The sequence below is a fragment of the Kribbella sp. NPDC026596 genome (genome assembly GCF_040638415.1).
Lineage (GTDB): Bacteria > Actinomycetota > Actinomycetes > Propionibacteriales > Kribbellaceae > Kribbella.
Genome location: NZ_JBEZYF010000001.1, coordinates 230,340 through 242,851, shown reverse-complemented (window position 1 = coordinate 242,851; position 12,512 = coordinate 230,340). Strand labels below are relative to the sequence as shown.

13 protein-coding genes are annotated in these 12,512 nt (G+C 68.9%); 1 reads left to right on the top strand and 12 read right to left on the bottom strand.

Annotated elements, in window-relative coordinates; translation table 11 throughout:
• Window positions 1-69: 69 nt before the first annotated feature.
• Entirely contained in the window at window positions 70-1,029 is a 960-nt protein-coding gene (locus AB0E63_RS01215) for a hypothetical protein (RefSeq protein WP_360359442.1), read from the bottom strand.
• A gap of 112 nt (window positions 1,030-1,141) precedes the next feature.
• Window positions 1,142-1,504, bottom strand: a complete 363-nt coding sequence (locus AB0E63_RS01210; RefSeq protein ID WP_360359439.1) for a helix-turn-helix domain-containing protein — start codon at window positions 1,502-1,504, stop codon at window positions 1,142-1,144.
• Window positions 1,505-1,583: 79 nt separating this feature from the next.
• Here AB0E63_RS01210 and AB0E63_RS01205 point away from each other — a divergent pair, with 79 nt between their 5' ends.
• On the top strand, window positions 1,584-2,288 hold the full coding sequence (locus tag AB0E63_RS01205) for an SDR family oxidoreductase (protein WP_360359436.1): 705 nt from the start codon (window positions 1,584-1,586) through the stop codon (window positions 2,286-2,288).
• 18 nt (window positions 2,289-2,306) lie between these two features.
• Here AB0E63_RS01205 and AB0E63_RS01200 read toward each other — a convergent pair whose 3' ends face one another.
• The 10 genes from AB0E63_RS01200 to AB0E63_RS01155 are packed head-to-tail and all read right to left on the bottom strand — an operon-like array spanning window position 2,307 to window position 12,496.
• The gene (locus tag AB0E63_RS01200) at window positions 2,307-3,764 is read right to left on the bottom strand and encodes an NAD-dependent succinate-semialdehyde dehydrogenase (RefSeq protein WP_360359434.1); all 1,458 of its coding nucleotides are present in this window, start codon (window positions 3,762-3,764) and stop codon (window positions 2,307-2,309) included.
• Window positions 3,761-4,621, bottom strand: coding sequence for a 2-oxo acid dehydrogenase subunit E2 (locus AB0E63_RS01195; protein WP_360359431.1), 861 nt, complete (start codon window positions 4,619-4,621; stop codon window positions 3,761-3,763). Before AB0E63_RS01195 ends, AB0E63_RS01200 begins: the two co-directional genes overlap by 4 nt.
• The gene (locus AB0E63_RS01190) at window positions 4,618-5,595 is read right to left on the bottom strand and encodes an alpha-ketoacid dehydrogenase subunit beta (RefSeq protein ID WP_360359429.1); all 978 of its coding nucleotides are present in this window, start codon (window positions 5,593-5,595) and stop codon (window positions 4,618-4,620) included. The genes AB0E63_RS01195 and AB0E63_RS01190 overlap by 4 nt, the downstream gene beginning before the upstream one ends.
• Window positions 5,583-6,647: a thiamine pyrophosphate-dependent dehydrogenase E1 component subunit alpha gene (locus tag AB0E63_RS01185; RefSeq protein WP_360359427.1), complete on the bottom strand. Its 1,065-nt coding sequence runs from the start codon at window positions 6,645-6,647 to the stop codon at window positions 5,583-5,585. The genes AB0E63_RS01190 and AB0E63_RS01185 overlap by 13 nt, the downstream gene beginning before the upstream one ends.
• Window positions 6,644-8,020, bottom strand: a complete 1,377-nt coding sequence (locus AB0E63_RS01180; protein WP_360359424.1) for a Xaa-Pro peptidase family protein — start codon at window positions 8,018-8,020, stop codon at window positions 6,644-6,646. The genes AB0E63_RS01185 and AB0E63_RS01180 overlap by 4 nt, the downstream gene beginning before the upstream one ends.
• Window position 8,021: 1 nt before the next feature.
• Window positions 8,022-8,915: an NAD(P)-dependent oxidoreductase gene (locus tag AB0E63_RS01175; RefSeq protein ID WP_360359421.1), complete on the bottom strand. Its 894-nt coding sequence runs from the start codon at window positions 8,913-8,915 to the stop codon at window positions 8,022-8,024.
• Entirely contained in the window at window positions 8,912-9,970 is a 1,059-nt protein-coding gene (locus AB0E63_RS01170; protein WP_360359418.1) for an alcohol dehydrogenase catalytic domain-containing protein, read from the bottom strand. The genes AB0E63_RS01175 and AB0E63_RS01170 overlap by 4 nt, the downstream gene beginning before the upstream one ends.
• Entirely contained in the window at window positions 9,967-10,947 is a 981-nt protein-coding gene (locus AB0E63_RS01165; protein WP_360359416.1) for a zinc-binding dehydrogenase, read from the bottom strand. The genes AB0E63_RS01170 and AB0E63_RS01165 overlap by 4 nt, the downstream gene beginning before the upstream one ends.
• Window positions 10,944-12,020 carry an SDR family oxidoreductase gene (locus AB0E63_RS01160; RefSeq protein ID WP_360359413.1) on the bottom strand — a complete coding sequence of 359 codons (1,077 nt, stop codon included), beginning with the start codon at window positions 12,018-12,020 and terminating at the stop codon, window positions 10,944-10,946. The genes AB0E63_RS01165 and AB0E63_RS01160 overlap by 4 nt, the downstream gene beginning before the upstream one ends.
• 23 nt (window positions 12,021-12,043) lie before the next feature.
• Entirely contained in the window at window positions 12,044-12,496 is a 453-nt protein-coding gene (locus tag AB0E63_RS01155) for a VOC family protein (RefSeq protein WP_360359411.1), read from the bottom strand.
• Window positions 12,497-12,512: the final 16 nt, after the last annotated feature.

Genomic DNA, 12,512 nt, shown 5'->3' with positions numbered 1-12,512 from the left:
TCACCTGGGGACGCCGCGGTCGCGGCGCCCCCAGGTTACTGCTTCAGCAGATGGCTCGAACCCCTCGGTTCACTCGCCGAACAGCTGGTCGAAGTACGTCGTGAAGGACACGTGGTTCGTGCCGTTGAAGACCGCCGGCACCTTGCCGTACGACGTGATCTGGGTCGCGGCCCCGTTCGCGTGGCTGAAGGCGTACTGGTACCCGGAGTCGGTGTCGTGGTCGACACCGACGACGAGCGTCCCGCCGCGAGTACCGCAGCTTTGGGTCGCCAGCGATTCGTAGGCCCCCCAGCCGGAGGAACGGATCAGCTTGACGACCGGCTTGGCCGCCGCGGTGACCGGGATCCGGATGGTGTAGAGCGCACCGGCCTTGGTGGTCATCAGCAACGTGTCGTACGTCGCCGTCTCACTGATCACCGTCATCGCCTTGAAGCTCCGGAACCCGGCGAACGAGCCGAGCGCCTTGAAGCCGCCGTTGACCTGCGACCAGCGGTAGAGGCTGCCGTTGGCGTTCAGGCCGTACAGGTACGCGTGCCGGGGCTGCGCGACGCTGTAGTTGGACGTGGCAATGGAGTTGAAGCTCGACCAGCCGGTCCCGACCTTCTTGAAGGTGGCATCGATGCTGGCCTCCCGGATGTAGGTCGTGTGCCGGTACAGATTCGAGCCCTGCAGGAACAGACCGGAGAACCAGGTCTGGGTGCCCGAGGCGTTCCACGCCATGTACCAGGTCGCGGAGGTACGAGTGGCGACGAAGTTGATCGGTTCGTACGCCTCCGCCGTCGGCGGCTTGGCCGGAAAAATGTCGACCGACTCCACGACGTTCGTGGCGGTCGGCCATCCGACCGTCTGGCCGCAGGCCGCAGCGGCCGCTTTGGCCGTCAGCGTCTGCCCCTTCAGCTGGGCGGCCTTGGCCGCCCAGGACGGCGCCGGGTCGGCCTGCCCACCAGCCACGGCCGGCCCTGACGCCGCGGTCGCGGCGAGCATTCCCAGCCCGGCCGCAGCCAGCGCAAGGCGCTGTAATTTCAGCATTGGAATCCCCCTCAAGGTCAAAATCTCTGTCGATCCCCCGAGATTCCCGGCGACTATAGCCGCATCCAGGGCCACAACGCCCCGCTTTGCCACAACTTGCAACCTCAATGCGCTACTGGTGGCTGTGCGGACGGGCTCGGGCTGCCTCGATGTCGGGGACGTGCTGCTCGGCCCACAGCCGCACGGCGCGGAGCGGGATGAGCAGGGAGCGGCCCAGCGGCGTCAGGGCGTACTCGACGCGAGGCGGATTCTCGTCGTACTCGTGCCGGCTGATCAGGCCGTCGGCTTCCAGGGAACGCAGGGTTTCGGTCAGGACCTTCGGGGTGATGCCCTGGATGTGCGCCTTCAGTTCGGTGAAGCGCCGAGGTCCGTCGTCCAGGGCGTTGACGACGAACACGGTCCAGCGGGCTCCGATGCGGTGCAGCACGGTGCGGCTCGGGCAGGTCGCTGCCATCACGTTGTACGCCTTGCCCATGGGTGCTCCCAGTTCCGTTGAAGATACCGGTATCAAATCCATACCGTTACTCCCGATCCTACGAGAGGGAGTGACACACATGGAGCGGATCCTGGTCATCGGCGGTGCACGGGCGCTCGGCGCGGCCGTGGCGAGGCGTGCGGTGAAGGACGGGTACGACGTCGTTGTCGGTGCGCGTGATCTGGCGGCGGCCGACGTACTGGCGCGCGAGATCGGCGCCACCGCGGTGCGGATCGATCTGCAAGACGAGTCGACGATCGCGGCCGCGGCGGAGCGGCTGAAGGATGGAATCGATCACCTCGTGACGACCGGTTCGGCGCCACACGACGTACGCGCGACCGAGCTGGATCGTGACAAGCTGCTGGCTGCGTTCACGGCCAAGGTGGTCGGGCCCCTGCTGGTCGCCAAGCACTTCGCCCCGCTACTGCGGCCGACCGGGTCGATGGTGATGTTCTCCGGCGTCGTCGGCTGGCGGCCCGGGCCGGGCTCACTGGTCAAGGGCATCACGAACGGTGCCGTCGAGTACGCCGCGCGCCACCTGGCGGCGGATCTCGCTCCGGTGCGGGTCAATGCCGTCTCGCCTGGTGTCGTGGACTCGGGCGCCTGGGATCGCCTTGGTGACAACAAGGCCGGGTTGCTGAGCACGAGTGCAGCCGGCACCTTCGTCGGACGCCACGGCGAGACCGAGGACGTCGTCGACACGGTGATGTGGCTCCTCCGCGCGGGCTTCGTCTCCGGCGAGACGATCCACATCGAGGGCGGCGCCCGCCACAAGTCCGCCTGATGACCAGCCAGGTGTAGGTCAGGTCTCGAGGCCTACGTACTTGGTTTCGAGGAACTCCTCGATTCCTTCGTGGCCTCCTTCGCGGCCGAAGCCGGAGTGCTTCACGCCGCCGAACGGGGCGGCGGCGTTCGAGATCACGCCTCGGTTCAGGCCGACCATGCCGGTGTCCAGTTCCTCGGCGAGGCGCAGGGCGGTGGAAAGGTCGCGGGTGTAGGCGTAGGCAACCAGGCCGTACTCCGTGTCGTTGGCCAGGCTGATCGCTTCGTCGATGGTGGCGAAGCGGGTGATGGGAGCGACCGGGCCGAAGATCTCCTCCCGGAGGCACGCCGCGTCGGGTGCGACGTCGGTGAGCACGGTCGGTTCGAAGAACCAGCCGGGCGGGCTGGCCGGCTTGCCGCCGGTGAGGACCTTCGCGCCGCCGTCCAGGGCGTCCTGCACGAGCTCGGAGACCTTGTCCTGCGCGGGTTCGTCGATGAGCGGCCCGACCTGGACACCCGGTTCGGTGCCGCGGCCGACCCGGAGCGCGGCCATCCGGTTCGCCAACCGTCCGGCGAACTCGTCGGCGACGGACTCGTGGACGAGGAACCGGTTGGCGGCAGTACAGGCCTCGCCCATGTTGCGCATCTTCGCCACCATCGCTCCCTCGACGGCGGCGTCGAGATCGGCGTCGGCGAGCACCAGGAACGGCGCATTGCCACCGAGTTCCATCGAGACCCGCAGCAGTTGGGTGGCCGACTGCTCGACGAGCCGGCGGCCGACGCCGGTGGATCCGGTGAAGGTGAGCTTACGGAGCCGGGGATCGCGGATGAGCGGTTCCATCACCTCGCCACTGCGGGACGTGGTGACCACGTTCAGTACGCCGTCCGGGAGGCCTGCCTCCTGCAGCAGCGCGGCGAAGGCGTACATGGACAACGGCGTCTGCGCGGCCGGCTTGACCACCATCGTGCAGCCGGCGGCGACCGCGGGCCCGACCTTGCGCGTGCCCATGGCCAACGGGAAGTTCCACGGCGTGATCATCAGGCTCGGCCCGACCGGCTGCTTCATGGTCAGGAGCCGGCTGTTCCCATCCGGTGCCACCGACCAGCGGCCGGAGATCCGCACCGCCTCCTCGCCGTACCAGCGCAGGAACTCGGCGGCGTACGCAACCTCGGCTCGCGCGTCGGCCAGCGGCTTGCCCATTTCCAGCGTCATCAACAGGGCAAGGGAATCCGCCCGCGCGGTCATCAACTCGTATGCCCGTCGCAGGATCTCGCCGCGCTCACGCGGAGCGGTCCGAGCCCAGTCGGTCCTGGCGGCGACCGCAACGTCGAGCGCGACCATGGCATCGGCGGCGTCCGCATCGGCGACCTCCGTGAGTACGTCGCCCGTCGCCGGATCGTGGACCGCCAGCGTGCCGCGGGAACCCGGTACGACGTCACCGCCGATCCACAACCCGGTCGGTACGGCGGAAACCACGGTCCGTTCGTGCGTGCTCATCGTGCAACCTCCTGAATGCCCGGGCCGGGGTTCTCGAGCCGGGACTTGACCGACGTCAGGTAGCGTGCGGCATCGGCGCCGTCCACGAGCCGGTGGTCGTAGGTGAGGGACAGGTAGGCCATCGAGCGGATCCCGATCAGGTCGTCGCCGTTCCCGCTGGGGAGAACCACAGGACGCCGTACGACGGCGCCGAGGCCGAGGATGGCCGATTGGGGCGCGTTGAGGATCGGGGTGTCGAACAGCGCACCACGGCTGCCGGTGTTGGTGATCGTGAACGACTCACCGGCGAAGTCGTCGGCGGTCGCCGTCCCGTTCCGGGCGCGGGCCGCGAGCTCGGCGATCCGGCGGGCGAGCGCGCCGACAGTCAGGTCGCCGGCATCCCGGATCACCGGGACGACGAGCCCCTCGTCGGTGTCCACCGCGATGCCCAGACCGACGGAGGCCGGGTAGGTGATCGTTCCCGCGGCCAGATCCAGCTCGGCGTTGATCACCGGATGGTTGCCGAGAGCCCGTACCGCGGCCTCGGCGACGAACGCGAGGACGGACAAGGAGGCGCCGTACCGGGCCTGGAACTGGTCCTTCGTCGCCTCGCGCACGGTCACGACGTGAGTGAGGTCGACCTCGACGACCGTGGTGAGCTGCGCGGACTCCTGCAGCGACCGATGCATCCGCTCCGCGATCACCTTCCGCCGCCGCGACAGCCGCTCGACCCGCCCCAGCGCTCTGGCGGGGGTCGCGACCGCAGTTGTGGTGAAGGTTGTGGCGGGAGTTGCGGCCGCGGTTGTGGCGGGGGCTGCCTCCCGGGCGAGGCGGCGGGCCCGTGGGCTGTCCCAGTGGCGGCGGGTGGTGACACTCACGTCTGCATCGCCTTCTCGATCTCGGTGGCGATCCGATCGACCGACGGGATCACGAGATCCTCCAGTGAATCCGCCGATGGCAGCGGCACATGCGGGCTGGTGATCCGGACCACCGGCCCGTCGAGATTCCAGAAGCCCTCGTCGCTGACGATCGACGCGATCTCGGCACCCCAGCCGAGCGCCCGCGGGTTCTCCTCGACGGTGAACAATCGCCCGGTCCGGCCGACCGACTCCAAGATGGTCCGGGCGTCGAGCGGGATCAGCGACCGTACGTCGATGACCTCGCAGCTGATCCCCCGCTCCGCGAGTCGCTCGGCGGCCTCGAGAGCCCTGGGCACCATCAGCCCGAGTGCGGCAACGGTCGCGTCGGTGCCGGGCCGGCGTACCTTCGCCATGCCGAGAACGTCCTCGATGACCCCGTCGGGCACCTCCCCCTTGCTGGCGTAGAGGCCTTTGTGCTCGAAGAACAACACCGGATCGTCGCTGCGTACCGCGGCCGCCATCAGGCCGACCACATCCTCCGGGCACGACGGCGTGACCACCTTGATCCCGGGCACCGCCATCGCCCAGTTCTCGATCGACTGCGAGTGCTGTGCACCGAAGCGGAGCGCTCCCCCGTTCCCGCTCTTCACCACCAGCGGGATGGTGACCTGCCCGTTGGTCATGTAGCGGGTCTTCGCCATCTGGTTCACCACCAGGTCCCAGCAGACCGCGAAGAAGTCGGAGAACATGATCTCCGCGATCGGCCGCAGCCCGGTCATCGCGGCGCCCATCGCCGCGCCGAGGATGGCCTGCTCGGAGATCGGGGTGTCGATCACCCGGCGCGGCCCGAACTGGTCGAGCAGTCCGGCGGTGGTCTTGAAGACGCCGCCGGAGCCGGCCACGTCCTCGCCGACGAGGACCACGCGCTCGTCGCGTCGCATCTCCTGGGCGATGCCGCGGGCCACCGCCTCCCGATAGGTCAGTTGCGCCACGAGTGTCCTCCGTCTGCCCATACGTCGGTGTACGCCGAAGCCGGGTCCGGCAACGGTCCGTTCTTGGCCGCCTCGGTCGCCGCGTTCACGGCCTCGCCGACCTGCCGATCGATCTCGTCCAGTTCCGCGTCGACGTACCCGAGCCGGCCGAGCCGGCCGCGGTAGACCTTGAGCGGGTCGTGGTCCAGCCAGGCTTCGAGCTCCCCGGATGGCTTGTACTTTCCGGGATCGGCCCGCGAATGGCCGCCATGCCGGTAGGTCAGGGCCTCGATGAGCACCGGCCCCTGCCCGGAACGAGCCTGCGCGAAGGCATCGCGCGCCGCGAGGTAGCAGGCATCCGCATCGTTGCCATCAACAACGATCGGACCGAGACCGTACGCGCCGGCCCGGTCCGCCGCCGGACGTCGTACGGCGGTGATGTCGGCGATCGCGGTGTACTCCATGTACTGGTTGTTCTCACACACGAAGACGACCGGCAGGCTGAAGACCGCCGCGTAGTTCAGCGCCTCGTGGAACGCGCCGATGTTGGTGGTGCCGTCGCCGAAGAAGCAGACCGCGACCTGACCGCTGTCCCGGTACTGCGCGGACCACGCGGCGCCGTTCGCGATGGTCAGGTGCGCACCGATGATCGCGTACGAACCCATCACGCCATGCTCGACGCTCGTGAGATGCATCGATCCACCCTTGCCGCCGAGCAATCCGTTGGAGCGCCCAAGGAGTTCTGCGAGGACGCCTTCCATCGGGACACCACGGGCGAGGGTGTGCGCGTGGCCGCGGTACGTCGCGAACGTGTAGTCGTCCGCGCGCATCGCCGTACCGAATCCGGTCGCCACTGCCTCCATCCCGAGAGACAGGTGCGTGGTGCCCTTGACCAGGTTCTGCATGAACAGGTCGTACGCACGCTTCTCGAACTGGCGCATCTCCTGCAGCCGCCGGTACATCAGCAGCCGCGTGTCCCGGTCGATCGCCGCGTCGTCGTACCTGGTCTGGTTTCCGGCCGGCAGCACGATGTCGTGCTCGCCGTACGCGTGCCGTTCGAGTGGCAGCGTCATACCAGTTCTCCGTTGAAGGTAGGCGTGTTCAGGTGCGACTGCGACTCACGCCGGGTCGGCAGCATCCCGCCGGTGGTGTAGTACCGCTTGCCGGCCACGAGCAGGTCCTCGGCGGGGAACTTCGTGATCACCTCGCAGCCGTCGGCGGTGACGACGAGCTCCTCCTCGATCCGGGCCGCGGACCAGCCGTCCTTGGCCGGCCAGTAGGTCTCGAGGGCGAAGACCATGCCCTCCTCGAGGACCTCGGGGTGGTCGAGCGAGACCAGCCGGCTGAAGATCGGCTTCTCCCAGATCGACAGCCCGACGCCGTGCCCGTACTGCAGCGCGAACGCGGCCTCCTCGTCGGCGAAGCCGAACTCCTGCGCGGTCGGCCAGACCGAGACGATGTCGGCGGTCGTCGAGCCGGGTTTCACCAACGAGATCGCCTGATCCATGTACTCGCGGCAGATCTTGTACGCGTCGTGCTGGGCCGGGGAGGCACTGCCGACCGCGAAGGTGCGGTAATAGCAGGTCCGGTAGCCCAGGTAGCTGTGCAGGATGTCGAAGAACGCCGGGTCACCCGGCCGGATGATCCGGTCGGAGTACACATGGGGATGCGGCGCACACCGCTCGCCGCTGATCGCGTTCACGCCCTCGACGAACTCCGAACCCATGTCGTAGAGCGCCTTGCTGACAAGCCCAACAGCCTCGTTCTCCCGAACCCCGGGCCGGAGGAACTCGTACAGCTGGTCGTACGCGGCGTCGACCATCGAGGCCGCCTGGGCGAGCAGTCCGATCTCGTCCGGCGTCTTGATCCGCCGCGCCTCGAGGAAGACCTGCTGGCCGTCGACGACCTGGATGCCCGCCTGCTGCAGGGCGGCCAGGATGGGCAGCTCGATGACGTCGACGCCGAGCGGTTCACCGAGCAACCCGTGCTGTTCGAGCTCGGCCTTGATCTTGCGGGCGACCTCCTCGGCGATGCCCGCGCCCGGGTGGAAGGCGCCGCGCAGCGTGGAGATCCCCGCGCGGGCTCCGCCCTGCGGCCTCGTCGCGCCGTGATGCGGCCCGTGGACCGCGTCGGCTGACTGGGGCCCGGCGTGGTCGAGCCAGGGGTTGTAGAGCTGGTGGTGCTTGGCCGCCGACCCGAAGTCCCAGATCACCGGCTCGGCATCCCGCACGAGGAGTGCGAACCGGATCAGCTTGTCGTTCGCCCAGGTGCCGATGTGAGTGGCGGTCATGTAGCGGATATTGGGGAAGTCGAACGCGAGGAGTGCGCCGAGCGAGGAGCGGTTCAGCTCGTCCTGGAGCTTGGCCAGCCGCTCGGTGCGCAGCCGGTCGAGATCCAGCCGCTGCTCCCAGTCGACCCCGTTCGTTCCATAAGTGTGGATACCCACGTCAGTTCCTTTCTGTTCGGCCGGGCGGATCGGCGATGGCCGCGAACCAGGCCGTCATCGCGGCCATGTCCCGGTCACCGAGTCCGTCGTCCAGCGCGTGCCGGTGCAGTTCCAGGGCCCGCCGTACGACGGACTCCCGCAGGCCGGCGTCATCGGCGGCGCGGGCTGCGAGTCCGAGGTCCTTGGTGGCGGTGCGGAGGTCGAAGGCGACCGCCGTCCCCTCGGGATCGCTGAAGGCTGGTCTCTTGTAGTCGAGGAAGCGATTCCAGAGCACGCCGACCGCGAGGACATCGAAGAGCGCGGTGGTCGAGACTCCGGCGGCGCGAGCGGTGACAAGGCACTCGGCCAGGGCTGTGCTGAAGGTGTGCAGCAGTGCGTTGATCGACACCTTGGCGGCGGCGCCGGCGCCGGTCGGCCCGACGTGCACGACCGTGCCGAGGGCATCGAGCACCGGGCGGACCCGGTCGATCGCGGCGGTGTCCCCGCCGGCCATCAGTCCGAGATTGCCTTCGCGGGCGACGACCGTACTGCCGCTCACCGGGCAGTCGACGAAGCCGACGCCCGCGGCCGCGCACAGGTCAGCGGCCTCTCGGGCAGCGCGTACGCCGGTGGTCGAACAGTCCACCACAATCAGCCCCGCCCGGGCGCTGGGCAGGAGCTCAGCGAGAGTCCGGAGTACGGCGTCGCCGTCGGTGAGCATGGTGATCACGACGTCCGCGTCCTTGGCCGCGAGCGCCGGAGTGTCGGCCACCTCGGCGCCGGTCTGGTCTGCGACTGCCAGAGCGCGCACCGCGGTCCGGTTCCAGACGGTCACCGCAAACCCCTGCCGGGCAAGGACAACGACCATCTCGGTACCCATCCGGCCGACGCCGCAGAACCCGACTCGCAGTGTCATGACATCCCCTGAGGATCGACGAGGAGCTTGCCGCGCGCGGTACCGCCGGCCATTGCTGTGAACGCGTCTTCGACCACCCGGTCGAGAGGTACGACGCGTTCGACCAGCAGCGAGGCCAGGTCGCGCTGCGCGAGGAGAGCCAGCGCGGCCGGCAGGTTCCGGTCGCACACGTGGGCCACGGTGGTCATGACGTCGATCTCGCGGAGGATGAGGTCGGTGGCGACGAACGACACCTGGCCCTTGGGCAGGCCGACCAGAAGAACAGTGCCGCCACGCCGGGTGAGCCGCTGCACGCGCGTCAGTCCGTCGCAGACGCCGCTGGCCTCCACGGTCACGTCGGCCAGCGCGGATCCGGTCAGCTCACGGACGACGTCGAGCGGATCCGTCGACGACGCGTCGACCGTGACGTCGGCACCGAGCTTCGCTGCCGTCTTGAGCCTGCCGTCATCGATGTCCACGGCAACGATCACTCCGGCTCCGCCGGCCTTCAGGCCGGCGATGACGAAGGATCCGATCGCGCCCGCGCCGTGCACGACCACCACATCGCCGGGGCGGACCCGGCTGCGATCGACGGCGTGCAGTCCGACCGCCAGCGGCTGGGCCAGTGCGGCGTTGTCGTCGGCAACGTTCGGCGCGATGGGATGCAGCATCGTCTCGGGAACGGTGACGCGCTCGGTGAGCCCGCCATCGGCGGACAGGCCGTAGGTCCAGTAGGACTGGCAGAGGTTGGTCTGGCCGCGCTCGCACCAGGAGCACTGCCCGCACCAGACGCCGGCTCCGGCCGCGACCCGGTCACCGATGGCGAAACGTTCGCCCGCACTCTCGACAACCCCGATGAACTCGTGCCCGAGCACCACCGGCCCGAGCACTCCCGAGTTGGGATGCCGCGTCGTCAGCGGAGTCATCATCGGTCCGGCTGTGTACTCGCTGACATCGGTACCGCATAGTCCGACCCGGGTGACGCGCAGCCGCACCTGACCCCGACCGGGAGTCGGTGGTTCGGGACGTTCCTCGATGCGGACGTCCCCGGCGGCATGCAGGACCACGGCCTTCATGCGGCACCACCGTTCTCGATGTGCACCTTGACGTTCTCCGCGGTGCGGCGGGCAGCGGCGTACGCCTCCGGGGCGCGATCCAGCGGATACCTGCTGGTGATCATCGGAGTGAGGTCGAGTCCTGTCCGGGCCAGGAACCGCAGGGTCTCCGGCCAGACGCCTGGCGACCCGATCGTGCCCCGGATCTGCAACTGCTTGGACTGGATCAGCCCGAGCTTCGCGGTGGCGCTTCGACCGACGTCGATACCGAGGTTGACGAGCCGACCGTTGAACCCGGCAACTTCCAGGGTCGCGGCCATCGCGGCCGGCTGACCGGACGCCTCCATGACGACATCGGCTCCCCGGCCCTCGGTCAACTCGAGCACCTGGTCGGCGAACTCGTCGGACGTCGGGTCGACCACCTCCTCCGCGCCGAGCTGCCGAGCCAGGTCGCCGCGGGTCTTGTCGGGCTCGGCCGCGACGACCCGGGCGCCCAGGGTGGCGGCGACCGCCACGCAGCTCAGCCCGATCGGGCCCGCACCGAAGACCACGACGGTGTCGCTCGCGTTGACGTTGCCGGCCCGCATCGCCGCGAAGTACGCGCAACTGAAGGGCTCCACGAGCGCCGCCTGGCTGTCGGTCAGCTCATCCGGAACCTTGTGCAACCACTCCGGGCGTACGACGAAGTACTCGGCGGCCGCCCCGGAGATCGAGAAGCCGAAGTGCTCCTGGCCGATCACGCACTCGCCCAGCACCCGGTCACCAGGCTTGAACCCGGTCACCTCCCAGCCGACGTCCGCGACCACGCCGGACCACTCGTGCCCGGGGACGATCGGGTAACCGAACGGGATGATGTAGCGCCCCTCGAGCAGCTCGAAGTCGGAGTGACAGATCCCCACCGACCGCAGCGCGACCAGGATCTCGCCGGCGCCGATGGACGGTACGTCGACCTCGGCCAGCGCCAGCGTGTCGACGCCCTGGAACTGGACAGCCTTCATGCCGACACCTCCGGGATGACGCCTTCGGCCCGGAGCCGGTCGAACAGGTCGAGGAACGACCGGCCGCTGTCCTGGGTCCGGGTGAAGCCCGCTTCCCGGCTCTTGGTCATCGCGGCATGGGTCTCGACCGTCCGGCCGAGATCGCTGTCGGTGTGCCACCAGGAGACGAGTCGGTCGATATCAAGCTCGACGAGTCCGTCTCGCTCGGCGATCCGCCGCCAGGTCGCCGCGGCGTCGCCCATCCGGTCGTCGAGAGGAGCCGGGTGTCCCGGGTACGGCGCCGGCTCGACACCGAGCCCGCCCGCGACCACTTCCCACATCTGCCGCCAGTGGAAGGTGTCGCCATTGGTGACGTTGAACGCCTCGTTGGCCGCCTCGGGCGTGGTCGCCGCCCAGACCAGGTGCTCGGCCAGCAGCCGGGCGTCGGTGATGTCTGTCGTGCCGTCGTACTGCTCGGGCGAACCAGGAAACACGAACGGGAGGCCTGTCTCGCGGGCGAGCGTGCCGTAGACCGCCAGGGTCACGCCCATGTTCATGGCGTTGCCGAGGGTGTATCCGATGACGGTGTGCGGCCGGTGCACGGTCCAGCTGAAGCCGAACCGCTCGGCGGCCTCCCAGAGGATGTCCTCCTGGGTGTAGTAGAAGTTCTCGTGCGCCAGCCGCGGCTGGCTCTCGTGGAACGGCGGCTGCGCCGGGTTCTGCGCGTAGGCCTCGAACGGGCCGAGGTAGTGCTTGAGCCCGGTCACCAGGCAGACGTGCTCGAGCGTGTCGGTACGGCCGGCGGTCTCGAGGACGTTGCGCAGCATCGCCCCGTTGACGTCGATGTTCCGGGCCTCGGTCTCCTGCCGCGACCACGTGCAGTAGAAGAGATGCGTGGCCCGTACCTCGCGGGCGACCGCGGCGATCGAGACCGGGTCGGAGATGTCCGCGCTGACGTTGCGCACTCCGTCGGTGTCCATGCCCTGCTTACGGGACACACCGGTAACCTCCCAGCCGGATCGGGCCAGCTGCTCGGCGGCGTTGCGGCCGGTCAGACCGGTGGCACCGACGACCAGCGCTCGTCGTTCACTCATGCGTGCTGCTCCTTGGGGGTCGGTCAGTGCCCGTGGCCGTTGCTCTGGAAGAGCTCGAGCGTCACGCCGTTGGGATCCTTGAAGTAGACGAAGGCACAGCCCTCGAGCGGCCCGTCGTCGATGTGCAGCGGCGGCGCCAGGAATTCCACGCCCTTGCCGCGCAGATCGTCGTACGCCGCCTGCAGGTCGGGCACGTCGATGCAGACGTGGGCGCTGCCGACGTCGGCGTTGGAGCGGTCGAAGGTGTCCTCCCGCTCGTTGTCGTAATGGAGCAGCTCGACCACGCAGCTGCCGAAGCGGAGGAACGCGAACCGCAGCTTGGCGTCCGGTACGCCGACCGCCGCGGACAGCTCCGGACCGGAGCCATGGGCAACGAACTCGGGTCGCAGCCCGAACATCCGCTCGTACCAGGCCAGTGAGGCCTCCAGGTCACGGACCGTGATGCCGACATGGTGCATGTCGCCGAACGAACTCATCGGAGTCTCCTTCGTC

Excerpts from the sequence above, each read along its gene's own strand:
- AB0E63_RS01175 (WP_360359421.1), bottom strand. The coding sequence starts at position 8,915 with ATGACACTGCGAGTCGGGTTCTGCGGCGTCGGCCGGATGGGTACCGAG.
- AB0E63_RS01185 (WP_360359427.1), bottom strand. The coding sequence starts at position 6,647 with ATGACGCTGCCACTCGAACGGCACGCGTACGGCGAGCACGACATCGTG.
- AB0E63_RS01215 (WP_360359442.1), bottom strand. The coding sequence starts at position 1,029 with ATGCTGAAATTACAGCGCCTTGCGCTGGCTGCGGCCGGGCTGGGAATG.
- AB0E63_RS01210 (WP_360359439.1), bottom strand. The coding sequence starts at position 1,504 with ATGGGCAAGGCGTACAACGTGATGGCAGCGACCTGCCCGAGCCGCACC.
- AB0E63_RS01160 (WP_360359413.1), bottom strand. The coding sequence starts at position 12,020 with ATGAGTGAACGACGAGCGCTGGTCGTCGGTGCCACCGGTCTGACCGGC.
- AB0E63_RS01200 (WP_360359434.1), bottom strand. The coding sequence starts at position 3,764 with ATGAGCACGCACGAACGGACCGTGGTTTCCGCCGTACCGACCGGGTTG.
- AB0E63_RS01205 (WP_360359436.1), top strand. The coding sequence starts at position 1,584 with ATGGAGCGGATCCTGGTCATCGGCGGTGCACGGGCGCTCGGCGCGGCC.
- AB0E63_RS01165 (WP_360359416.1), bottom strand. The coding sequence starts at position 10,947 with ATGAAGGCTGTCCAGTTCCAGGGCGTCGACACGCTGGCGCTGGCCGAG.
- AB0E63_RS01155 (WP_360359411.1), bottom strand. The coding sequence starts at position 12,496 with ATGAGTTCGTTCGGCGACATGCACCATGTCGGCATCACGGTCCGTGAC.
- AB0E63_RS01170 (WP_360359418.1), bottom strand. The coding sequence starts at position 9,970 with ATGAAGGCCGTGGTCCTGCATGCCGCCGGGGACGTCCGCATCGAGGAA.